Source organism: Stenotrophomonas sp. SKA14 (assembly GCF_000158575.1).
Lineage (GTDB): Bacteria > Pseudomonadota > Gammaproteobacteria > Xanthomonadales > Xanthomonadaceae > Stenotrophomonas > Stenotrophomonas forensis.
On sequence record NZ_DS999412.1, the window covers coordinates 3,223,918 to 3,246,661 of the forward strand.

A 22,744-nucleotide genomic window follows, 5' to 3' on the forward strand; every position below is an offset into this window, starting at 1 on the left:
TGGCACCAAACAACGTAACGAAACACAGGAGTCTGCATGTCTTCCGAGCTGCTCAAGTCCCTTGGCCTGGACGCGATCAACGCTGGCACGTACCTGGGCAACGGGGAGTGGTCGAGCGCGACCAGCGGTGAGCTGATCACCCCGGTCAACCCGACCACCGGCGAGCCGATCGCGCAGGTCCGCGCCACCACCGAGGCCGAGTACGAGACCGTCGTCGCCCGCGCGCAGGAAGCCTTCAAGGTCTGGCGCACCACGCCGGCCCCACGCCGTGGCGAAGCCGTTCGCCTGTGCGGTGAAGCGCTGCGCAAGCACAAGGACGCCCTCGGTTCGCTGGTGGCCCTGGAAATGGGCAAGAGCAAGCCGGAAGGCGACGGCGAAGTGCAGGAGATGATCGACATCGCCGATTTTGCCGTCGGCCAGAGCCGCATGCTGTACGGCTACACCATGCATTCCGAGCGCCCGGGCCACCGCATGTACGAGCAGTACCACCCGCTGGGCCTGGTCGGCATCATCTCGGCCTTCAACTTCCCGGTTGCGGTGTGGAGCTGGAATTCGTTCCTGGCCGCCATCTGCGGCGACGTGTGCATCTGGAAGCCGTCCAACAAGACGCCGCTGACCGCCATCGCCTCGCTGAAGATCTGCAACGACGCGCTGCGCGAAGCCGGCTTCCCGGACATCTTCTTCCTGATCAACGACGCCGGTACCGCGCTGTCGGAAAAGATGGTCGATGACCGTCGCGTGCCGCTGATCAGCTTCACCGGCTCGACCCAGGTCGGCCGCACGGTCAACGAGAAGGTGGCGCGCCGCCTTGGCCGCTGCCTGCTGGAACTGGGCGGCAACAACGCCATCATCCTTGACGAAACCGCCGACCTGAAGCTGGCCGTGCCGGGCATCGTGTTCGGTGCGGTCGGTACCGCCGGCCAGCGCTGCACCACCACCCGCCGCCTGATCGTGCACCGCTCGATCTACGCCGACGTGCTGGCCACGCTGGTGAAGGCCTACAAGCAGGTGGAAGGCAAGATCGGCGACCCGACCGACGCCGCCAACCTGATGGGCCCGCTGAACAGCGACGGCGCCGTGCAGCAGTTCCTCGATGCCATCGCCCAGGCCAAGGCCGCCGGCGGCACCATCGAAACCGGTGGCACCCGCATCGACCGCGCCGGCAACTTCGTCCTTCCGGCGATTGTCTCGGGCCTGAAGAATAGCGACGCCGTGGTCCAGCATGAGACCTTCGCTCCGATCCTGTACGTGATGCCGTACGACAGCCTCGACGAAGCCATCGACATGCAGAACGGCGTGCCGCAGGGCCTGTCGTCCTCGATCTTCACCACCAACCTGAAGACCGCCGAGAAGTTCCTGTCGGCCGCGGGCAGTGACTGCGGCATCGCCAACATCAACATCGGCACGTCCGGTGCGGAAATCGGTGGCGCCTTCGGTGGCGAGAAGGACACCGGCGGTGGCCGCGAGTCCGGCTCGGATGCGTGGAAGGTCTACATGCGCCGGCAGACCAACACCATCAACTATTCGGATTCGCTGCCGCTGGCCCAGGGCATCAAGTTCGACCTGTGATGGACAACGCCGCACCCACGGCACCGGATCGGAACCCCGCAGGGGCTCCGATCCTTGATTACAGCGGCCGCCGCGTGCTGATCGCCGGTGGCAGCAAGGGCATCGGCCGTGAAATGGCGCTGGCGTTTGCCGGCGCCGGTGCGCAGGTTTCGGTCTGCGCCCGCGGCCAGTCAGGCCTGGACGCGCTGCGCGCCGATGCAACCGCACGGGGCGTCGCGCTGCACACGTTCGCCGCCGACCTGGCCGACACCGGTCAGATCCAGGGCTGGCTGCAGGCCGCCGCCGACGCACTCGGTGGCATTGACGTGCTGGTCAACAATGCCACCGGCTACGGCATGGCCGACGACGAGGACGGATGGGCGGCCAGCCTGCAGGTGGACCTGATGGCGGCGGTGCGGGCCTCGCGGCTGGCCCTGCCGTGGCTGCGCATGTCAGACGACGCCTGCATCCTCAATCTGTCTTCGATTGCCGCGCAGCAGCCCCGCCCCGGCGGCGCGCCCTATGCCGCGGCCAAGGCCGCGCTTTCGCACTACACCACCTCGCAGGCGTTGGCGCTGGCCAAGGACCGGATCCGGGTCAACGCGATTGCACCCGGCTCGATCGAGTTCGACGACGGCCTGTGGGACCGCCGCCGCACCGAAGATCCGGCGCTGTACCACGGCACCCTGGCGAAGATTCCGTTCGGCCGCTTCGGCCATCCGCGCGAGATCGCCGATGCCGCGCTGTTCCTGTGCTCGCCGCTGGCGCGCTGGATCACCGGCAGCGTGCTCAACGTGGATGGCGGCCAGGTGCTGATGGGCTGACACCGGCATCCCGGCAGCTGCCAACCTTGGTTGGCATGCCTTTCGTCGACCAAGGTCGACGCCTACCTGGCTGAAATGCCGTTCGTCGACCAAGGCCGACGCCTGCCATCCCATCCACCGGGCATGGGATTGCCCGGGCAGAGGCACTATCATGTGCACACTGCCAAGGAGGACCCCGATGAGCGTGGCACCCCGACAGACAAGCGCCCTGGCCGTGGTCAGCCTGGTCATGGGCATCGCCAGCTGGACCGTCCTGCCCTTCGTGGCCAGCATCGTCGCCATCGTCACCGGCCACATGGCCCGCGCCGAAATCCGCCGCCGCCCGCTTGAACTTGAAGGTGACGGCCTGGCCGTCACCGGCCTGGTGCTGGGCTGGGTGATGGTCGGCGCGGTGATCGCCGCGATCCTGGTCTTCATCCTGTTCTTCGGCGGCCTGGCCTGGCTCGCCGCCGTATCGAACTGACCGCCATGACCGTCTCCGACAGCACTGAACGCTTCAGCAGCCGCGTCGCCGACTACGTCCGCTACCGGCCCGATTACCCGCCCGCGCTGCTGCAATGGCTGCACGGCCTGATGGGCGTCAGCCATCAGGCGCAGGTGGCCGACATCGGTGCCGGCACCGGCATTTCCAGCCGCCTGTTCCTGGCCACCGGCCATCCGGTGGTGGCCGTTGAGCCGAATGCGGCCATGCGCGGCGCCGCCGAAGCATGGCTGGCACCGCAGTATCCGCAGTTCCGTGCGGTCGACGGCCGCGCCGAAGCAACCGGCCTGGATGATGCCAGCATCGATCTGGTGAGCGTCGCGCAGGCCTTCCACTGGTTCGACACCGTGGCGGTGCGCGCCGAGTGGCAGCGCATCCTGCGTCCCGGCGGCCAGGTATTGATCTACTGGAATTCGCGCCTGCTCGATGCCAGTCCGTTCCTGATCGGCTACGAACAGCTGCTGCTGGACTACGGCACCGACTACTCCGCCGTGGCCGAGCGCTACCAGGACGACGCCACCATGCAGGCCTGGTTCGGCACTGGGCTGCGCGGCATGGTGCAGCTGCCGAACGTGCAGTACCTGGACCTGGACGCCCTGCGCGGTCGCCTGCTGTCTTCTTCCTACGCACCGCAACCCGGTCATCCGCGCCACGCGCCGATGATCGCTGCCCTGCAGGACCTGTTCGCCGCCCACGCGGTCGACGGCCAGGTCGCTTTTGAATATCAAACCCGAGCCTTCCTCGGCACGCTGGACTGAACCGACGCATGTATTCGCTTGCCCGCCCCTTCCTGTTCTCGCTCGACGCCGAGCGCGCCCACGGCCTCGGCCTGTCCGCACTGGACCTGGCTTATCGCACCGGCACCACGCCGCTGCTGGCCGCCCGCATCGCGCCGCTGCCGAGCACCGTGTTCGGGCTGACCTTCCCCAATCCGGTCGGCCTGGCCGCCGGCCTGGACAAGAACGGCGAGCACATCGATGCGTTGTTCGCGCTCGGCTTCGGCTTCGTCGAGATCGGCACCATCACCCCGCGCCCGCAGGCCGGCAATCCACAGCCGCGCCTGTTCCGCCTGCCGGAACACAACGCGATCATCAACCGCATGGGCTTCAACAATGCGGGCGTGGATGCGCTGGTGCGCAACGTCGAGCGCGCGCGCAACCGCCGTGGCCTGCTCGGCATCAACATCGGCAAGAACAAGGACACCCCCAACGAACAGGCCGTGGATGACTACATCGCCTGCCTGGACAAGGTGTACCCGCTGGCCGACTACATCACCGTCAACATCTCCTCGCCCAACACCGCCGGCCTGCGTGAACTGCAGGAGGAAACCGCGCTGCGCCAGCTGGTCAGCCAGCTGCGCGACCGCCAGGAGGCACTCGCCGCCCGGCACGGCCGCCGCGTGCCGATGCTGGTGAAGGTGGCGCCGGACCTGAGCGAGCGTGACATCGATGCCGCTGCGCGCGTGCTGGGCGAATTGAAAGTGGACGGCGTGATCGCCACCAACACGACCGTCGACCACAGCAAGGTGGCCGGCGCCCCGTTGGCCAATGAAGCCGGCGGCCTGTCCGGCGCCCCGGTGCTGGAGCAGTCCACGCTGGTGCTGCGCCGTCTGCGCGCGCGCCTGCCCGAATCGGTGCCGTTGGTCGGTGTCGGCGGCATCCTGTCCGGTGCCGATGCGGTGGCCAAGATGGCCGCCGGCGCCGCGCTGGTGCAGTGCTACAGTGGCCTGATCTTCCGTGGCCCGGCGCTGGTTTCCGAGTGCGTGGAGGCGATCCGTCGCCGCCGCGAAGCGCCCAGCCGTGGCGCGGTGGCGCCGCTGTGAGCGCGCCCATGGACACCACCGACGGCACCGCACCGCTGCGCTGGACGCTCACCCGCAATGCACCGCTGCAGGCGCTGAACACCTTCCACGTGCAGGCCAGCGCCGCACAGCTGCTGGAACTGCACGACCCCACACTGTTGCCGGACGTGCTGGCGCTGGCCGAGGTGGCCAACGGCCCGCTGCTGGTGCTGGGCAGCGGCAGCAACGTGCTGATCGCCGAAGACCTGCCCGGCACCGTGCTGGTGTTCGGCAACCGTGACATCAGCTTCCTCGAACACCGCGCCGACCACGCGGTGATACGTGCCGGTGCCGGCGTACCCTGGCACGGCCTGGTGATGTGGTCGCTGCAGGAAGGCTTGTCCGGGCTGGAGAACCTGGCGCTGATTCCCGGCACCGCCGGTGCCGCGCCGATCCAGAACATCGGCGCCTATGGCGCACAGGCCGGCGAATTCATCCAGGCCGTCGAAGCCTGGGACTGCCATGAGCAGGCCTGGGTGCGGCTGGACAACGAACAGTGCGGCTTCGCGTACCGCGACAGCGTGTTCAAGCAGCAGATGGACCGCTACCTGATCACCGCCATCGAACTGAAGCTGCCGCTGCTGCATGACCTGCGCATGGACTACGCCGGCATCCGCGAGGAACTGCAGGCGCAGGGCGTGGAACTGCCCGGTGCGGTGGACGTGGCCAATGCGGTGATCGCGATCCGCCGCCGCAAGCTGCCGGACCCCGACGTGCTCGGCAACGCCGGCAGCTTCTTCAAGAACCCGGTGCTGCCGCTGGAGCAGGTCGATGTACTGCTGCAGCACTTCCCCGAGCTGCCGGTGTTCCCGTCCGACCAGGAAGGCAAGCGCAAGGTCTCGGCGGCCTGGATGATCGAATCCTGTGGCTGGAAGGGCTTCCGCGAAGGCGATGCCGGGGTGGCGCCCAGCCATGCACTGGTACTGGTCAACCACGGCAACGCCACTGGCGCTGAACTGCTGGCATTGGCGCGCCGCATCTCGGCCTCGGTGCTGGAAAAATTCGGCGTGCCGATCGAACCGGAGCCCCGCCTGCTCGGCGCGCAGTGGTGAACACCCCCACCCTCTCCCCAGGCGCCGCCCCGATGCGGGCGGCGCTGCTGATGCTCGGCAGCACGATGGCGTTCGGCCTGATGGCGGTGGCGATCCGCTATGCCACCCGCTACGTGCCGACCCAGGAAGTGGCGTTCTTCCGCAACGCCTTCGGCCTGCTCGCGCTGTTGCCGATGCTGCTGCGCCCGGGCCACGCGCCGCTGAAGACCCAGCAGTTGCCGCGCTATTTCCTGCGCAGCGCGATCGGCCTGGGCTCGATGCTGTGTGCGTTCTGGGCGCTGGGCCACCTGCCGCTGGCGCAGGCGGTTTCCCTGTCCTACTCCACCCCGCTGTTCGTCACGATTGCGGCGGTACTGTGGTTGGGCGAAACCGTGCGCGTGCGTCGCTGGGCAGCGGTTGTGATCGGCTTCATCGGCGTGCTGGTGATCGTGCGCCCGGGTACCGCCGGCTTCACCGCCGGCAGCCTGGTGGCCGTGGCCGCCGCCCTGCTCAGTTCGCTGGTGGCGATCCAGATCAAGCAGCTGACCCGCGTCGACAGCGCCGACACCGTGGTGCTCTACACCTACGTGTTCTGGGTGCCGCTGTCGCTGGTCCCGGCCCTGTTCGTCTGGGTCTGGCCAACCGGCACCGCCTGGCTGTGGCTGCTGGCCACCGGCGTGCTCGGCACCATCGGCCAGCTGTTGTGGACACGCGCGTTGCGCCTGGGCGAAGTCTCTGCACTGACCCCGATCAGCTTCCTGCAACTTCCGCTGGTGACGCTGTTCGGCTGGCTGCTGTTCAACGAAAGCGTGGACCGCTGGACGATCACCGGTGCCGGCATCATACTTGCCGCCAACGCCTACATCGCCCACCGCGAAGCCGTGCTGTCACGCCGCGCCGCCAGTGCCGCCGCCTCCGCCGCAGCCAAACCGGCCGAGTAGATCCCCCTGTAGAGTTGAGCCATGCTCGACGCATCGCGCGCAGCGCCAGCGGTTCGTCGGGCAAATTTACAGCGCCCGATACGCCCGCTCCGCCGCATCGAACACATTACCCGGAGCAAACTGCTCACCCAGGTAATGCAGCGACTGCCGGCGCAACTGCGGCGAACGCTCTTCTCCGTCGCTGCCCAGCAGGACTTGCTGGAACTCGATCAGGTCCTGCAGGATGCGCCAGTGACGGTACCAGGCGATCCAGCGCGGATCTCCCAGGTCGTTGCCATAGCCTGCTGCAAAATCAAGCGGATTCTCGCGCCCCCAACGCCCGCCCACGGCGCCACCGATGAACATCAGGTCGCGCTCGCGTGGCGCCAGCGACAGGCCATCCCAATCGATCAGATGCAGGCCGCCATCGCTGCCCATCAGTAGATTGCCGGCATGCAGGTCGGTGTGGCAAAGGTGCAGATCGACCGGTGCATCCTTCAATGCAGCGTGCAACTCCAGCGCGCTCGCATGCAGCGCCGCGATGCGCGCATGCTGCTGATCCCAGACCGAAGCGAATGCGCGGCCCAGTCCATCCTGCGCCACTGCCAGCCCTTCCCCCACCAGCCACTGCCCCACCGTTTCCAGTGCGGCGGTTTCCAGCCGCACGGTGGGCAATGCCTGCTGCAGCGCCGGCGGAAGCTGCGCCGCGTGCAAGCGCTGCAGCACGTCGCCCAGCCGCTGCCACTGCGCGCGGCTCAGCGCCGCCTCGAAGCCGGACTGCCCTTCGATGTAGGGGAACAAGGTGAACTGCAAGCCCCAGCGCTGCACCGACGCGCCCCCCGTCAACGCCGGCCAGGGCGCGACGATTTCATCGATACCCAACGTGCCGCGCAACCAGTGCAGGCTGTCCCACACCGCTGGATCGACCTGGTAGGTGCGGCACTTCAACCACCATTGCCCGCGCCGCGCATCCACGCGATACACGCTGGCGCTGGCATCGGCGCCCACCGGGCGTGGCACCACTGCGGTAGCGGTGATGCCATAGGATTGCTGCAGGACTTCGCCGAGATGCTGCGCCGAAGCGAATGACATGGATGCAAACGGAAAGTATTACCTGCCGCTACTATCGCAGATGCGCTGGCTGCGACACAGACATGTCCGTCACACCCTTGTGCGTCGCGGGCAATGGACTAGCCGGCGACGCGCCGCATCAGCGCTTCCAGAGGGCCGCGCGCGAACTGCCATGACCACAGCCACGCCGCGCTGGTTGCCAGCAACAGGAACAGCAGCGCCCATAGCAGCACCGAGGCGAGCGAGGCACGGCCATCCAGCAGGCCCAGGCTTTCCAGCGTGCCCATGCCCAGCAGGATGTGCCCAACGTACAGGGTCAGGGTCATTCGCCCGGCCGCGGTGAACGGTGCCAACCACTCGCCCGGGCGTAGATGCGCCAGCCACAGGCAGGCTGCGATGACACTGCAGGCCGCTCCCGCGCCCGTCAGCACATAGGCCGGTCCCGGCGGCATCGGCTGCGTTCCCAGCCACGGCTGCCAAGGCGTTCCCTGCGCCAGCTGCTGCACGCCATGCCCGGCCCCGATCAGCAGCAGGCCCAGCACCAGCAGCGCGCGCTGCACCCGAGGCTGCGACAACGGCAGGCGCGCCAGCAGCATGCCCAGCAGGAAGAAGCACAGCCACGGCAGCAACGGATGGAAGCCGTTGAACAACAGGTTGCGCGCCATGCCGGGCCACTGCCACAGGCCGGCATACTCCAGCGTCTGCCAATTCCAGCCTTCGCCGTAGTCCCACTGCAGCAGCGCCCAGAACGAACCGGCGGCGAGGCCGACGATGCTGGCCAGCAACAGCCGTGGCGACGCACGCAGCCACAGCACCGACAGTGCGAAGTACACCGCGTAGTAATGCAGGATATCGGCCGGGAACAGCGTCAGATTGAGCAGGCCCAGCACCAGCAGGAACAGTGCGCGCCGCCAGGTCTGCACGCTGGCCGACCACCATCCCTGCCGCTGCGTGGCCAGCACCAGTCCCAGTCCGGCCAGCGTAACGAACGTGGCCGAGGCCTTGCCTTCCAGCAGGTGGAAGAGGCCTGGCAACCCACCGGTGCCGCCTGCGGGTACGGCCATCGCCAGGCGGAAGTTGACCAGCACCATGCCGGCCAGCGCGAGGTAGCGTGCCAGGTCCAGGCCGTGCAGGCGCCGGTCATCGGCGCTCATGCGCGCGCACCCAGCAGCAGCGCCAGCAGCCCGATATCCAGCGGCTCACCATCCGCCTCATCGGCCTCGCCCAGCCCCCGGCGCAATGCATCGCTTTCAATGGCATCCAGCAGCACCTGCGCCTGCAGTGGCGGGGCCAGCGCCGGGCGCCGCCGCTCGCGCTGTGCCACGCGCTGCAGGGCATCGGCCAGAGCCTGTTGCAGCTGCCTGCGATTGGCCGCGAAAGCCGCGGCCACGGCGGGGGTGCGTGCGCTCTCGGCCAGCACCTCGACCGCAAGCGTCGCCCACTGCGGCTGCCGGCACAGCGCATGCAGATCCAGCAGGAACGCCATCACCTGCGCGCGCTCGCCGTCGGCGGCCGCCAGCCGCTGAAGCATCGGTGCCAGTTCTTCGCTCTCGGCCACCGCAACCGCAAGGATGATCGCCTCCTTGCCCGGAAAATGGTTGTAGAGGTTGCCCAGGCTGACGCCGGCCACCTGCGCGATGTCGCGCATGCTGGTCTGGTGGAAGCCCTTGGCCAGGAAGCACTGCAGCGCCGCCTGCAGGATCAGGGCCACGCGCTGCTCATTGCGGTCGATTCGGCTCATGCGCGAATAGTGAACGAACGTTCGTCCATTTTAAAGTGCGCGCGAAGCCGCTGGCAGGCCAGCGTTCAGCCCTTGCCGGCCTCAGAAGAACTCGTCGAGCAACCGATAGAACGCCAGCCGCCGCTCATCGGCGATCACGCCGTAGCGCTGGAACAGCGGCGCCACCCAGCGCGTGTCACCAAAATTGTGCACGAGGCTGCGCGCGGCCAATGCCAGGTCCTGGTAGCGGTCGGCCACGCCCAAGCGTCCGCAATCGATGAAACCGCTGAAGCGGCCGTCGGCCACCATCAGGTTGGGCAGACAGGCATCGCCATGGCATACCACCCGGTCTTCGTGCGCCGGCCGGCTCGCGCAAAGCTCGACAAAGACCTGTTGCGCGCTCTGGCCCAGGCGTTCATCATCGAAGTCGTCGGCGTCAACCACACCGGCTTCGACGCGTGCCTGCGCGGCATGGAGGCGCGACGCCAACCGCTGGTCGAACGGACAGGCTGCCACGGGCAAGGCATGCAGCCCACGCAATGCGTCGGCCAACACGGCCAACACCTGCTGCGGTGGCAGATCCACTGACGTGGCCAGGTCACGGCCGGGCAGCGCACTCATCAGCAACCAGCGCCGACCCGCTTCTTCGGCAGTGGCCATCACCGTCGGTGCGGGCTGCCCCTGTGCCTGCAACCAGCGCAGGCGCGCGATCTCATCACCCAGTTCGCTGAAGGCATCGATCACTTCCGATTTCAGGAACGCATCAGCCTGTCCGGGCCGGTGCACGCGGGCAACATCCGCGCGTGAGACACCGATCGACTGCCGCTCAAAACGCGCGTCGGCCAGGTCCTGCTGCCACGCCTGCGGCAGCAGCATGTCGCCAGGAGTGGATTCGGTTTCGTCCATGCACATGCGCAGGTCCAGCGTCGGTCGGTGACGATGGCGATTGTCGCGCACTTCCGGCAGGCGCGTCGCCGCGCTGAACCAGGACCGTACGCCAGCGCGCGGGTCGATGGACGAATCACTGCAAGCCGTCCACAGTGGCCGGCGCCGCGACGGTCGCTGCAACTCCCGCATACAAGGAAGCAACATGAAGTTGATGGTCATCGGCGCCAGCAGGGGCCTCGGCCGGGCATTCGTCGAAGGCCTGTGCGGCCCGGGCGACACCGTCATCGGCGTCTCGCGCAGTCACCCGCGCGACCTTGCCTGTCCCGAAGGCGTCGAGCTGCAATGGATCGAAGCGGACCTGTCGCGGCCAACCGACGCTGCCGACCATATCGCAGCGCAGGCACCGGTCGATATCGATGTGCTGATCCACAACCTGGGCATCTGGGAAGACAAGGCCTTCAGCGACGAGTACGCCTTTCTCGATGAAAGCGATACCGCGCTCGCGCAGCTGGTCGACGTCAACATCACCGCCACCCTGATGCTGCTGCAGCGCCTGTTGCCCCGTGTGTTGAATGCAGCACGGCCACAGCTGGTGCTGACTGGCTCTACCTCGGCACTGCCGCGCAGCGGCCGCCCGGAAGTGGCCTTCGGCGCTTCCAAGTTTGCCCTCAACGGTATCGCCGATGCGCTGCGCGAAGGCTTCCGCGAGCGCCGCCTGGCGGTCACCAGCCTGCAGCTGGGTTATCTCAATACCGACGATGCACTGTCGGTGCCGGTAGCTGACGCCGCAGCGCGCGGCGAAGGCGGGCTGGTACCCGTACACGACGTGGTGGCCATGGTGCGTGCACTGCTGCAGCTGTCGCCCTCAGGCTTCGTGCGCGAACTGGTGCTGCCGGCCATCGCCGACCCTCGCTACTGACCACGGCGGCCAGCGCCAAGGGGCATCAGTGGCCGCGCACGCGGCCGTGGTTTACCCTGCTCCTCACTGGCCGTCGGTCACAGGCGGGAACTGCTATGGATGCGCTTTCACGGGTTACGGCCCAGGTCCTGGACAGTGCCCTGCCCAGCCTGCCGCTGTACCTGCTGCAGGCCACCGCCGTCATCGGCATGATCGGCGTGCTGCTGATCGCCACCCGACGTGCCGGCCATGCCACCGAAGGGCGCCGCCTGTATGTGGGCGTGGCGCTCGGCCTGATCTACCTGTTCAATTCCTGGTTCGTGGCCCGCTATACCCAGGGCGTGGTCAAGCTCCACCTCGGCTTCGACATCCTGCTGGTCAGCGGCCTGCTCGGTGGCTGGCGCGGCGGCCTGGCCTGCCTGGCCGCCAGCCTGCTGGCCCGCTACCAGTTCTCCGGCACCCAGTTCTTCCTGCCCGCGGCCCTTGAATCCCTGCTGCAGATGCTGGCCGGCATCTGGCTGCGCAGGCGCCTGCACCCGCGCATGCTCAACGAACTCTCGCTGCACATGATCCTGCAGGCCTGGGGCGTGCGCATCGGCGTGACCGCGCTGGGCCTGGCCCTGGGCGTGGCGATCATCGGTGCCGATCAGCTGCCGGTGGCAGAACTGGCGATCCAGCGACTGCTGGCACTGCCCGTGTCGCTGTTGGTGCTGGGCGCCGTGTTCGCACTGGTCTACAACGATGCGCAGATCGATGCCCAGCGCCAGCGCGAGCAGGCCTGGCTGCGCATCGACCCGATCAGCGGCCTGCCCAACATGCGCGCGCTCGGCGAACGCCTGCAGCACTATTGGCGCGACAACGACGGCATCGGTCATGCGTGCCTGATCGTCGCCGAGATGGGCAACCTGCGTGACCTGCGGCTGCGCTATGGGCCGCTGCAGGATAACGGACTGTGGCGGCGCGACAGCGGCGACGACGTGCACCGCCTGCTGCCATCACTGCCGGCGGACAGGCTGGAGATCTACCAGTTCGGCGACGCGGCGCTGGCGATCCTGGTCCAGGGCCTGTCGTTGCCGGAACTGCGCACGCAGCCCCGCATCACCGAACTGGCGTCCGGGCTGGCCGAGCGCATCGGCGAGGAGTGGCCAGGCTTCCGGCCGCTGGTCCGCTGCGCGGTGGTCGAACTGAAGCCGCCCGGTGACGCCGACGACGGGCACCTGCCCTTCCGCGCGATCACCCTGGCGTTGAGCGCGATCGAGTCGGGCGTCGTGTTCTTCGACGATCCGATCCAGCGTGACAGCGAGATCGACGTGCTGATCGAAGGTGCACTGGAACGCTGGCTTCGCCACGGCGACGCGCCGTTGTGCTACCAGCCCAAGCATCGCCTGCAGGACCGGCGCCTGGTCGGTGCCGAAGCACTGCTGCGCATGCGCGACGGCGAGGGCCGGATGATCACGCCGATGCGGGTGATCTCGCTGCTGCGCCGGCAGGGCCGCCTGGCCGACCTGGAATGGGCCACGCTGCAGTCGGCCATCCACTTCCTGCAGCAGTGCCGGGGTGAGGGCCTGCAGCTGACCGTGGCGGTCAATGTCTCCGCCGAGTCGCTGCGCCTGCCCGGTTTCGGCCTGCGCCTGCAGGAGCTGCTGCAGCTGCATGGTGTGCCCGGGACGATGCTGCGCCTGGAAATCGTCGAGTGGACCGAGATCGTCGAACGCGACGTGGTCGATGCCAACATCGCGCAGCTGCTGGCCGCCAAAGTGACCTTGTCCCTGGATGATTTCGGCGCCGGCTACTCGACCCTGATCCTGCTCTCGCAGCTGGCCATCGCCGAGGTCAAGATCGAGCAGGCGTTGATCGCCACGCTGTCCGATGCCAAGTCACAGTCGATCGTGCGTTTCATCGTCGAAGTCGCGCATCGCTGCGGCGCGATCGTGGTGGCCGAGGGCACCGAGACCCTGGCGCAGGAACAGCAACTGCGCGCACTGGGCGTGGATGTCGGCCAGGGCTATCTGTACTCGGCAGCGCTACCGGCAGACGAATTCCGTCGTTTCGCTGCCAGCTAGATCGCGTAGTAGCCCAGGAACATCGCCACCGCCGACTCGGCCACGCGCGCGCGTTCCTCCGCGCTCAACGGTGCCTGCCCCATCGTCACCTGCGGCCAGAACGCAAAGCTCTTCACCAGGCCGTGCAGCTGGTGCCCGGCAAATTCCGGATCGACCGCACGCAGGCGCCCATCGGCAATCGCCGCACGGATCCACGCACTCTCGCCGCTTTCCTTCTCGCCCATGCGGCAGACGATCGCCTGCGCGCGTTCCGGCGAATGGATGATCTCGGCCATCGCCACCCGCGCCAGATCGATGAAGTTGGCGTCGCTGAGCAGCTCCAGCTTCTGCCCCACAAGCTGCAGCAGCTGTGCCGGCAGCGGCTGGTCGGCGCGGTACGGCAGCGTGTCGCTGGCCACGCTGCGCTCCCACAGCTCCTCCAGGATCATCGAGAACAACGCTTCCTTGCTTGGGAAATGGTTGTAGACGGTGCGCTTGGAGACCCCGGCCGCTTCGGCGATGCGGTCCATGCTGGTGGCCTCGTAACCCGACGCGCGGAACTCCTCCACCGCCGCGCGCACGATGGCGTCGCGTTTGCGGTCGGTCAGGCGTTGCGGGGCACGGGGCATGGCAGGAACCAGTCAGCTGAACGGATGCGCACATTTTACACCGGGCAGTGTACTTTTGAAAAACACGAAACTACACTGTGCAGTGTACTCAGCGGACGTCACCCATGAAGCGCCTGCTCCTTGTCCTTTTGCTTGGAATCCTCGCCGTGACCGCCTACACCTTCTGCAAGTCCTGGTCCCTTCCCGACTTCCCCGATTCGCCGCAGTACCGCGACGGCAAGTTCCGCAACGCCCTGCCGCGGCCGGCAATGGGCCTGCGCGACGGCGCGGAGATCTGGTGGACGTTCCTGTTCAACAAGCCCAAGGGCACGGTGCCGGCGCACCCGATTCCAGTGCTGCCGCTGGACCGCGTCCGCCTGGACGCCGCGCCCGACCGCAGCCTGTTCCGGCTCGGGCACTCGACGATCCTGCTGAAGCTGCGCGGCCAATACTGGCTGACCGACCCGGTGTTTTCCGAACGCGCCTCCCCGGTGCAGTGGATGGGCCCGGCGCGCTTCCACGCGCCGCCGATCAGCATCGACGAACTGCCGCCGATCGCGGGCGTGATCCTGTCGCACAACCACTACGACCATCTCGACCACGCCGCGGTGATGCAACTGGCCGGCAAGACCGCACGATTCATTGCGCCGCTGGGGGTGGGCGACCAGCTCATCGCCTGGGGCGTGGATGCGGCCAAGGTGGAACAACTGGACTGGTGGCAGTCGACCGAAGCCAGCGGCCTGCGCCTGACCGCCACCCCGGGCCAGCATTTTTCCGGCCGTGGGCTGGGCGACAGTGATCGCAGCCTGTGGGCGTCGTGGGTCATCCAGGATGGCGACTTCCGCATCTTCTTCAGTGGCGACACCGGCTACTTCGATGGCTTCAAGGCCATCGGCGAGAAGTACGGCCCGTTCGACCTCACCATGATCGAAACCGGTGCCTATGACCCGCGCTGGGCGTTCGTGCACATGCAACCGGAACAGACCCTGCAGGCCCACCTGGACCTGCGCGGCAAGTGGCTGCTGCCGATCCACAACGGAACCTTCGACCTCGCCCTGCATGCCTGGCAGCAACCGTTCGAGCGCATCACCGCCCTGGCGAAGGCAAACAGCGTGCCGGTCGCCACGCCGATGATGGGCGAAGCGCTGGACATGCAGGCGCCGAGCGCCGGCACGCGCTGGTGGGAGCAGGTGCAGTTGTAACCGGCGACCGCGCCCTGCGTGGAACGTGCTGCCGCACCCGCCTCGCGCGGGTGTTGCAGCAGGCACTGCCGCCTCTGGCGGCCCGGACGGGGACGTACAGCGGGCCGTCGACCTGATTGTTCGGTTGCCCGGATGATGTTGCCGGATCAAGGGGGATTATCCGTCCCGCAATCACGTCCAGGATGACCGTGCGCCATGTGGGTGCGCCTTCCTGGATCTGAACATGAACATCGCTTCCTCAACCCCCGTTGCCCTTGTCACCGGCGGCTCGCGCGGCATTGGCGCCGCCATCTCCCGCCGCCTGGCCGCCGACGGCTTTGCGGTTGCCATCAACTATGCCGGCCGTCACGAAGAAGCCGAGGCGCTGGCCACCGAGCTGATGGCCAAGGGGGGCCAGGCCATCGCGCTTCAAGCCGATGTCGCCAACCCGCAGTCCGTGCAGTCCCTGTTCGATGCGATCGAGGCACGTTTCGGCGGTGTCGATGTGGTCGTGAACAGTGCCGGGGTACTGGAACTCGCTTCGCTGGCCGAGAGCGAAGACACCCTGTTCGACCGCCTCATCGCCATCAACCTGAAGGGCGCGTTCAATGTGCTGCGCGAGAGCGCACGCCGTGTTCGCGACGGTGGCCGCATCGTCACCCTGTCCACCAGCGTGGTCGGATTCAAGCTCGAGCGCTATGGCGTCTATGCCGCAAGCAAGGCGGCGGTGGAAACCATGAGCGCCATCCTCAGCAAGGAACTGCGCGGTCGCGGCATCACCGTGAATGCCGTGGCACCGGGCCCGACTGCCACGAGCCTGTTCCTGGAAGGCAAATCAGCCGAACTGATCGACCGGCTGGCAAAGATGAGTCCGCTTGAACGCCTGGGCACCCCGGATGACATCGCCGCTGCTGTGGCCTTCCTGGCCGGCACCGACGGCGGGTGGATCAACGGTCAGGTTCTGCGTGCCAACGGCGGCGCGGTCTGAACCACGGAGAGACGCCATGAATCCGATCCCCGTTTCCCGTAGCGCTTACGCCCTCGTCACCGTGACCGCGGCGCTCACTGCGGCCTTCGCCGCTGCCGGTGCGCTGCATGCCGGCTGGCCGGTGTGGACGATGTTCATCGGTTGGATTGCCTTTTTCACGCGGCTGCAGGGCACCCGCTCCACGATCGAAAACCTGGCCTGCGTCTGGTTCGGGCTGGGCATCGGCGCATTGGCAACACTTGCAGTGGGCCTGCTCGCTCCCTCATTGGGTCCTTCGTTGGCCGTGCCCGTCGTTGTACTGGTCGTAGCGCTGTGCGTGGTCGCCCTGCGTGGCCTGCCGGTATTGAACAACCTGCTGGGGTACTTCCTCGGACTGGTCAGCTGGTTCGCGGCCCACCTTGAGCCCTCGCTGGCCCATCTCTCCGAACTGGCCGCGGCCAGCGCCCTCGGCTCACTGGCCGCCTGGACCGCGCACACCGTGCCGCAGCGCCTGTTGGCCCGCGCCCGGCCATGACCCTTTCTTCTTCTGGAGTTTCCATGTCACACACCATCCTGATCACCGGCGCATCCTCCGGCTTCGGCCTGATGACCGCCAAGGCACTGGCCCTTGCCGGCCACGTCGTCTACGCCTCGATGCGCGAAACACGCGGGCGCAATGCAACCCGCGTGGCCGACATCGCACAGTGGGCAGACGCACATCACGCCGACCTTCGTAGCGTAGAATTGGACGTACAGTCGGACGCGTCCAGCCAGGCGGCGGTCGAACACGTGCTGGCCGACGCAGGCGCGCTCGACGTCATCGTGCACAACGCCGGGCACATGGTGTTCGGGCCGGCTGAAGCGTTCACCCCGGAACAGCTGATGCAGCAGTACGACGTCAATGTGCTGGGCACACAGCGGGTGAACCGCGCCGCGCTTCCACACCTGCGCCGTCGTGGCAGCGGCCTGCTCGTCTGGATCGGCTCATCCTCCACACGCGGTGGCACTCCACCGTTCCTTGCGCCCTACTTCGCCGCCAAGGCAGCAATGGATGCACTGGCAGTGTCCTATTCAACCGAACTGTCGCGGTGGGGCATCGAGACCACCATCATGGTGCCGGGTGCATTCACAAAGGGCACCAACCACTTCCTGCATTCGGGCACACCCGCCGATAGCGCCATCACGGCCGACTATGAGAATGGCCCCTATGCAGGTGTCGCCGACCAGGCACTGAAGGGCCTCGCAGGGCTGGAGCCTGCAGATGCCGATCCCGAGGAGGTCGCGCGGCAGATCGTACGGGTGGTGGGCCTGCCACACGGACATCGGCCATTCCGGGTACATGTAGACCCGTCACAGGACGGCGCCGAAGTGGTCAATGCCGTTGCCGATCGCATGCGACGCGAGATGTACACCGCAATCGGTCTTGCAGACCTGCTCTCGCCACGAGGTTGAGCCCGGAAAACCAGTGCACCTGCGGGGCGCCTTCGGGCGCCCTTTCGCAGGACGCCAGCGCGCGGGTGACGACGCTGATGCCGTAGCCGGGCACTACGCCTTCGGCTGCAACCTGCGCCCTTCCCGGGCCAGATTCAACTGCAATGCGGCCGCGGCCAGTTCGGCCAGTTCCATGGTGACCTTTTCGCTGCCACGCGCACGCAACCAACCCAGAATGTCGGCCAGATGCCAGATCGAGGTTGAGCCCTCATGCACCGGAGACGGAAACGACTGCGGGTTGGCCAGCATGAGCTTCCGCATGTTCTGTCGCGACATCCCTAGCAGATCGGCTACATCCGTAAGCCCCACCAGATCCGGACTCACCTCCACCAGTTCGGCACCCGGCACGGCCCGCTGCACATCATCCACTGCCGAGCACAGCGCGACCACCGCGCTGTCGGCGTCACGGCAGAAGGCCAGCGCCATCCTTCCCGGCAAGCCGCTGCCCAGAAGCGCGTCGTCACACCCCGCCTCTACCAGCCGCCGCTCAAGCACTCCGACGTCATCGTAGAGTGCGGGCAAGCGGTACTTCAGGGTGAAATTGAACTCCATCATCTGCCACCTCGCTTCCATCGAAGCCTGATTTCATTGCTCACGACTGCAGTTCTCGACCACGCGGCGCAAGGCGCGCGCGTGGTTGCCAGGACTGCGCGGCGTGCTCCAGATGCTCACGACACAGAATTCGCCACATCGGCAGTCGGTGTCGTTGTAAGGGCAATACATCCGGCCCCACGCATGGCTGCCACCTACACGGAGGGTCCAACCTCGAGCTTCCGCGAACCGCAGTACCGATTCGATGTCCTTGTCGGGATGACGAGCACGAGACATTCCTTGTTCTCCCTAGTCTGCACATGACACACCAAGGTTGTCAACTGACAACCTTGGCACTTCAACCTTGAGCAATGACCCTAGGCGATCCTGGCCATGCGTCCAGAGCCACATCCGTCAGCGCTCGTTGCATCGCCTACCGCAGTGCGTCATGTAAACGGTTACAGCCCTTGCTAGCGTAGCGCTCGCCCGATCCCGGCCGAACCTGCGAGGCTGTCTGTAATGGCATTGCGCGTTGAACGCTCCACGGTCCTGAAGCTGCCCTCCTCTTTCCGTCCTACCGCAGCCCTGCTGTTTGTCGGGCTGGCGTTTTCCGTGCAGGCCCAGAGCCTGCCGGCCCGCGACCAGTGGCGGGCAAGTGCTTCATCGCAGCAGGTTCCGGCCATGGCCATCAGCCACCTGATCGACAACGATCCGAGCACGGTGACCGGCGGCGCGTTCAGTCCCGGCCACTGGTTCCAGATCGACTTCGGCGCGCCGGCCACGCTCGCTGGCGTGCGCCTGACCTGGGATGTCTCCAATCCCGAAGGCTACACGTTGCAGACCTCGCTGGACGGGACGCAGTGGCAGACCGCCTACACCATGGGCGATTCACTCGGCGGCGTCGAAACGCTGTACTTCGCGCCACGCCAGGCCCGCTACCTGCGCCTGGCCAGTCCGCAGCGCACCTCCGACTGGGGCGTGTCGATCTTCGAAATGGAACCGCTCGATACGTCGCTCAGTGCGCGCGTGGTGGGACTCGACGCCACGCAGTCAGCGGCGCTGTGGCAAGGCGGCAGTGCAGTAGCCATTCCCGCTGGCAAGGGCGGTGTCCATACACTCGACATCACGTTGCCGCGCCCGCAGCCGAGCACCGGGCTGGCGGTGGACTGGGCCAACGTGCATGGCGCCGCAGCGCTGCAGGCCCAGGATGCAAAAGGCCGCTGGCATGCGCTGGCGATGGATGCGCAGGCCGCAACCCGGCAGCAGAGTTGGCTCGCCGCCAGCGCGCCGCTCGCCATCCAGGCACTTCGGTTGACGGTGCACGGCGGCGCTGCGCAGATCGCCCGCATCCGCCTGCTGGGCCCGAAGGCGGTGATGACGCCGATGAAGCGTTACCAGATTGCCGCCAGCGGCGCGCAACGTGCCTTGTTTCCTGCCTCACTGCAGATGCAGCAGACCTACTGGACTGCCGTGGGTGTGCACGCAGGCCGGCAGAAATCGATCTTCGACGAGTACGGCAATCTCGAAGCCTTCAAGGGCGCACCGCTGGTGCAGCCGATCTGGCGCAATGCCGACGGGCACGCTGCAGGTGCCGCGGGGCAGACGGTGCAGCATGCACTGCGCGATGGCTGGAAGCCGATGCCGTCGGCCACCTGGGCGCCGCAGCCCGGACTGGAGCTGCGCAGCGAGGCCTTCGCCATCGAGCGCGACGGGCAGCCGGTCACCCTGCTTCGCCACCGGCTGCACAACAGCGGCACGACCACGATCAACGGCACGCTGACCCTGGTTGTACGCCCGATGCAGATGAACCCGCCGTGGCAGAACGGTGGCCTGTCACCCATTCGCGACGTGTCCGTCGAAGATCAGGCGGTGCGCATCAATGGCCGTACCCTGCTGCATTCACTCACCCCGGTGACGGCGTCCGCCGCTGCGCCCTTTGGCAAGGAGGGTGCAACGGAAATCACCAGCGCCATCGCCGCCGGCACACTGCCCGACACGCAACAGGCGCAGGATGACCAGGGCCTTGCCGCAGCGGCCCTGAGCTATCGCGTTTCGCTGGCGCCCGGTGCCAGCGATGCCGTTGTGGTCGCCTTCCCGTTGGGTACCGCCGCCGTGGATGCCAACGCTGCATTGCCGGAAGCGCCGCCGCTCGACCTGTCCTCGCTGCCGCACGACGCCGATGCAGCGTTCGACACGCTGGCCACGCAGGCCTCGGCGGATTGGCAGGCACGGTTGGGCCAGGTGGGGCTGCGCCTACCCGATCCTTCGCTGGTGGACATGCTGCGCGCACAGGCGGCGTACATGTTGATCAACCAGACCGGCCCCGCCATGCAGCCGGGGCCACGCAACTACAATCGTTCCTTCATCCGCGACGGCATGGCCACGTCGGCGGTGCTGCTGCGCATGGGCGAAGCCAAGGTCGCGCGCGACTACCTGGCGTGGTACAGCGAGCACGGCGTGCACGCCAACGGACTGGTCTCGCCGATCCTCAACGACGATGGCAGCGTCAACACCGGTTTCGGTTCGGACATCGAGTACGACAGCCAGGGCCAGTACGTGGCGCTGGTTGCCGATGTCGCCCGGCTCGATGGCGGGCCAGAGTCGGTGCGAGCGTACCTGCCGAAAGTGAAAGCGGCGCTGCGCTTCCTGCAGGAACTGCGCGAGCGCACGCTGGTAGCGGGTTACATGGCCGGCCAGCCGGCGCCGGAACGCTTCGCGGGCATCCTTGCACCATCGATCAGTCATGAGGGCTACCCCTCGCCCACCCACAGCTACTGGGATGACTACTGGGGCCTGAAGGGCTGGCACGATGGCGCGTGGCTGGCCGACGCACTGGGCGATCACGAAACCGCGGTGTGGGCGCGCCAGCAGTACAAAGCCCTCTACGACGCGCTGCACGCCTCGATCCGCGCGACGATGGCGTGGAAGGGCATCGACTTCATCCCGTCCTCGGCCGATCTGGGTGATGGCGATCCCACGGGCGTATCGATCGCACTGGACCCGACCGGTGCTCAGAGCGTGCTGCCCGCTGAAGCGCTGCGCACGACCTTCGCCCGCTATCTGGAAGACGTGCGCAAGCGCAACCAGCCCGCTGCGCTGTATGCCTACACGCCCTATGAGATCCGCAACGTACTGAGCTACGTGCACCTGGGCCAGCCCGAGGCCGCCGATGAACTGCTGCAGGGCCTGCTGCATGACCGGCGCCCGCTGGAGTGGCAGGTGCTGGCCGAAGTCGTGCATTCGCGGCTGCGCTTCCCGCGCTACCTGGGTGACATGCCGCACACCTGGATTGGTGCCGAGTACGGCCGCACGCTGTTCGGCATGCTGATGCGCGAAGACGATGATGCGCTGTCATTGCTGCCGGGCACTCCGCCGTCCTGGGTGGCCGGTGATGGGCTGGCGGTGGAGCGACTGCCCACCGCGTATGGCACCTTGCAGATGCAGGCGCGGCAGCGTGACGGCGCGCTGACGGTCACCCTGGGCAATGGGCTGCGCAACGACACGGCGGTGAAGGTCTGGTGGCCGGAGCGCACGATACCGAAATCGGTGCGTGTGGATGGGCGGCCAGTTGCCGACTTCGACGCCGAGGGCGTGCGCTTGGCGAAACCGTTCCGGAGGCTGGAAGCGCGCTGGTAGAGTCGAGCTTGCTCGACTGCACTTCGCCGCCCCCACCCCAGTCGAGCAAGCTCGACGCTACAGGGCCGCGCCGGGCCACGCCCGGCGTCAGAGTGAAGGCAACCCCGGCGGATTGGTCTGCGACTGCGGCACTGCTTCCTCGGCCACGTTCCAGCGCGCCAGCGCCTGCGCATAGGTGCCGCTGCCGATCTGGGTATTCAGCGCCTGCGTCACTGCGTCGGCCAGGCCGCTGCCCTTGCGGGTGGTCACCGAGATCGCCGCAGCGTTCGGCCAGCCCCCGGGGAACAGGCCGACGCGCCGTACCTTGCCGTCGCGCGCCGAGTAGGCGCCGCTGGCATTGGGCTCGAACGAGACGTCGGCACGGCCGGTGATCACCGCAAGCCGCCCCACCACCGCATCATCGAAGTACTGGTATTCCACCGGCTTCAGCCCGGCGGCGATGTTCTGCTGGTCCCACTGCCGCAGGATCTGGTCCTGGTTGGTGGCAGCACCGACCACCACCTTCAGTCCGGCCACGTCGGCGGGTTTGTCGATCTTCCGGATCGGCCCGTCGCTGCGCGTATAGATGCCCAGCAGGTCGTAGCGATAACTGGAGAAATCGAACTTCTTCTTGCGCTCCTCGGTCACCGTCACGTTCGACAGCACCGCATCGTACTTGCCCGATTCCAGCCCCAGAGGCCAGTCGGCCCAGGCCACCGGCACGATCACCAGCTTCAGGCCCAGCGCATCGGCAATCAGCCGCGCGATGTCCGGCTCGATGCCGACCACCTCCTTGCTGTCGGAACCATAGTCGGCCAATGGCAGCTGCCCCGGGTGGGTGGCCACGGTGAACGTACCGGGCGTGACGAAGCGGTAGCCAGCGGGAATCAACGCCTGCGCCTTCGGATCGAGCGTGCCTTTCAGCACGGCGGTGTTCGCACCGGCCAGGCTGGCCACTGCCACGGTGCCGGCATCCGGTGCCTGGCGTACGCGCGAATAGACGATGCCAGCGATGCCGATGACCAGCACGCCCACGATCAACAGGGTGCTGCGCGACGGTCCACGCGATGCTGCAGGGCTCATGGCGT

22 protein-coding genes are annotated in these 22,744 nt (G+C 67.2%); 14 read left to right on the top strand and 8 right to left on the bottom strand.

Annotation, left to right across the window (positions count from 1 at the left end):
• The first annotated feature begins 36 nt into the window (after window positions 1-36).
• The 7 genes from SSKA14_RS14485 (at window position 37) to SSKA14_RS14515 (ending at window position 6,665) form a co-directional block, all read left to right on the top strand.
• Window positions 37-1,569, top strand: coding sequence for an aldehyde dehydrogenase family protein (locus tag SSKA14_RS14485; RefSeq protein WP_008268655.1), 1,533 nt, complete (start codon window positions 37-39; stop codon window positions 1,567-1,569).
• Window positions 1,569-2,372, top strand: coding sequence for an SDR family oxidoreductase (locus tag SSKA14_RS14490; RefSeq protein ID WP_008266842.1), 804 nt, complete (start codon window positions 1,569-1,571; stop codon window positions 2,370-2,372). Before SSKA14_RS14485 ends, SSKA14_RS14490 begins: the two co-directional genes overlap by 1 nt.
• Window positions 2,373-2,550: 178 nt before the next feature.
• Window positions 2,551-2,835 (top strand): DUF4190 domain-containing protein, encoded by a 285-nt coding sequence (locus SSKA14_RS14495; protein WP_006435840.1) that lies wholly within the window; start codon window positions 2,551-2,553, stop codon window positions 2,833-2,835.
• 5 nt (window positions 2,836-2,840) lie between these two features.
• Window positions 2,841-3,611 (top strand): class I SAM-dependent methyltransferase, encoded by a 771-nt coding sequence (locus SSKA14_RS14500; RefSeq protein ID WP_008268733.1) that lies wholly within the window; start codon window positions 2,841-2,843, stop codon window positions 3,609-3,611.
• Window positions 3,612-3,619: 8 nt separating this feature from the next.
• The gene (locus SSKA14_RS14505) at window positions 3,620-4,675 is read left to right on the top strand and encodes a quinone-dependent dihydroorotate dehydrogenase (RefSeq protein ID WP_008266670.1); all 1,056 of its coding nucleotides are present in this window, start codon (window positions 3,620-3,622) and stop codon (window positions 4,673-4,675) included.
• 8 nt (window positions 4,676-4,683) lie between these two features.
• On the top strand, window positions 4,684-5,745 hold the full coding sequence (murB, locus tag SSKA14_RS14510) for a UDP-N-acetylmuramate dehydrogenase (RefSeq protein ID WP_008267034.1): 1,062 nt from the start codon (window positions 4,684-4,686) through the stop codon (window positions 5,743-5,745).
• A gap of 32 nt (window positions 5,746-5,777) precedes the next feature.
• Window positions 5,778-6,665, top strand: a complete 888-nt coding sequence (locus tag SSKA14_RS14515; RefSeq protein WP_008267064.1) for a DMT family transporter — start codon at window positions 5,778-5,780, stop codon at window positions 6,663-6,665.
• Window positions 6,666-6,731: 66 nt separating this feature from the next.
• Here SSKA14_RS14515 and SSKA14_RS14520 read toward each other — a convergent pair whose 3' ends face one another.
• The 4 genes from SSKA14_RS14520 to SSKA14_RS14535 all read right to left on the bottom strand — a co-directional run bounded on the left by SSKA14_RS14520 (window position 6,732) and on the right by SSKA14_RS14535 (window position 10,341).
• Window positions 6,732-7,736 carry an aminoglycoside phosphotransferase family protein gene (locus tag SSKA14_RS14520; RefSeq protein ID WP_008268462.1) on the bottom strand — a complete coding sequence of 335 codons (1,005 nt, stop codon included), beginning with the start codon at window positions 7,734-7,736 and terminating at the stop codon, window positions 6,732-6,734.
• Window positions 7,737-7,834: 98 nt separating this feature from the next.
• Window positions 7,835-8,869, bottom strand: a complete 1,035-nt coding sequence (locus SSKA14_RS14525) for a heparan-alpha-glucosaminide N-acetyltransferase domain-containing protein (protein WP_008266418.1) — start codon at window positions 8,867-8,869, stop codon at window positions 7,835-7,837.
• On the bottom strand, window positions 8,866-9,456 hold the full coding sequence (locus SSKA14_RS14530) for a TetR/AcrR family transcriptional regulator (RefSeq protein WP_008267391.1): 591 nt from the start codon (window positions 9,454-9,456) through the stop codon (window positions 8,866-8,868). The genes SSKA14_RS14525 and SSKA14_RS14530 overlap by 4 nt, the downstream gene beginning before the upstream one ends.
• An 81-nt stretch (window positions 9,457-9,537) precedes the next feature.
• Entirely contained in the window at window positions 9,538-10,341 is an 804-nt protein-coding gene (locus tag SSKA14_RS14535) for an APH(3')-II family aminoglycoside O-phosphotransferase (protein ID WP_040009711.1), read from the bottom strand.
• Window positions 10,342-10,525: 184 nt separating this feature from the next.
• On the opposite strand from SSKA14_RS14535, the gene SSKA14_RS14540 reads away from it, so the two are divergent.
• Together SSKA14_RS14540 and SSKA14_RS14545 are read left to right on the top strand one after the other, a co-directional pair.
• Window positions 10,526-11,242 (top strand): SDR family NAD(P)-dependent oxidoreductase, encoded by a 717-nt coding sequence (locus tag SSKA14_RS14540; RefSeq protein ID WP_008266135.1) that lies wholly within the window; start codon window positions 10,526-10,528, stop codon window positions 11,240-11,242.
• A 95-nt stretch (window positions 11,243-11,337) separates the two neighbouring features.
• Entirely contained in the window at window positions 11,338-13,284 is a 1,947-nt protein-coding gene (locus SSKA14_RS14545) for an EAL domain-containing protein (RefSeq protein ID WP_008268270.1), read from the top strand.
• On the opposite strand, the gene SSKA14_RS14550 is transcribed toward SSKA14_RS14545, so the two are convergent.
• Window positions 13,281-13,892: a TetR/AcrR family transcriptional regulator gene (locus SSKA14_RS14550; protein WP_008264847.1), complete on the bottom strand. Its 612-nt coding sequence runs from the start codon at window positions 13,890-13,892 to the stop codon at window positions 13,281-13,283. The two genes, SSKA14_RS14545 and SSKA14_RS14550, sit on opposite strands and share 4 nt — an antisense overlap.
• A gap of 104 nt (window positions 13,893-13,996) precedes the next feature.
• Between SSKA14_RS14550 and SSKA14_RS14555 the strand changes: the two genes are divergently transcribed.
• The 4 genes from SSKA14_RS14555 to SSKA14_RS14570 all read left to right on the top strand — a co-directional run bounded on the left by SSKA14_RS14555 (window position 13,997) and on the right by SSKA14_RS14570 (window position 17,471).
• A complete protein-coding gene (locus tag SSKA14_RS14555) occupies window positions 13,997-15,073 on the top strand; it encodes an MBL fold metallo-hydrolase (protein WP_008267543.1) in 1,077 nt (358 codons plus the stop codon).
• 223 nt (window positions 15,074-15,296) lie between these two features.
• Window positions 15,297-16,040 (top strand): SDR family oxidoreductase, encoded by a 744-nt coding sequence (locus SSKA14_RS14560; RefSeq protein WP_008265100.1) that lies wholly within the window; start codon window positions 15,297-15,299, stop codon window positions 16,038-16,040.
• A 16-nt stretch (window positions 16,041-16,056) separates the two neighbouring features.
• Window positions 16,057-16,554 (top strand): DUF1097 domain-containing protein, encoded by a 498-nt coding sequence (locus SSKA14_RS14565; protein ID WP_040007904.1) that lies wholly within the window; start codon window positions 16,057-16,059, stop codon window positions 16,552-16,554.
• Window positions 16,555-16,577: 23 nt separating this feature from the next.
• Entirely contained in the window at window positions 16,578-17,471 is an 894-nt protein-coding gene (locus tag SSKA14_RS14570) for an SDR family oxidoreductase (protein WP_040007906.1), read from the top strand.
• Window positions 17,472-17,564: 93 nt separating this feature from the next.
• Here the strand turns inward: SSKA14_RS14570 and SSKA14_RS14575 are convergent, their stop codons facing one another.
• The gene (locus SSKA14_RS14575) at window positions 17,565-18,062 is read right to left on the bottom strand and encodes a DNA-binding protein (protein ID WP_040009712.1); all 498 of its coding nucleotides are present in this window, start codon (window positions 18,060-18,062) and stop codon (window positions 17,565-17,567) included.
• 33 nt (window positions 18,063-18,095) lie between these two features.
• Window positions 18,096-18,338 (bottom strand): hypothetical protein, encoded by a 243-nt coding sequence (locus tag SSKA14_RS24295; protein ID WP_083797380.1) that lies wholly within the window; start codon window positions 18,336-18,338, stop codon window positions 18,096-18,098.
• A gap of 222 nt (window positions 18,339-18,560) precedes the next feature.
• Between SSKA14_RS24295 and SSKA14_RS14580 the strand changes: the two genes are divergently transcribed.
• Window positions 18,561-21,677 (top strand): discoidin domain-containing protein, encoded by a 3,117-nt coding sequence (locus SSKA14_RS14580; RefSeq protein WP_008268466.1) that lies wholly within the window; start codon window positions 18,561-18,563, stop codon window positions 21,675-21,677.
• 87 nt (window positions 21,678-21,764) lie between these two features.
• Here the strand turns inward: SSKA14_RS14580 and SSKA14_RS14585 are convergent, their stop codons facing one another.
• Window positions 21,765-22,739 (bottom strand): ABC transporter substrate-binding protein, encoded by a 975-nt coding sequence (locus SSKA14_RS14585; protein WP_008268438.1) that lies wholly within the window; start codon window positions 22,737-22,739, stop codon window positions 21,765-21,767.
• Window positions 22,740-22,744: the final 5 nt, after the last annotated feature.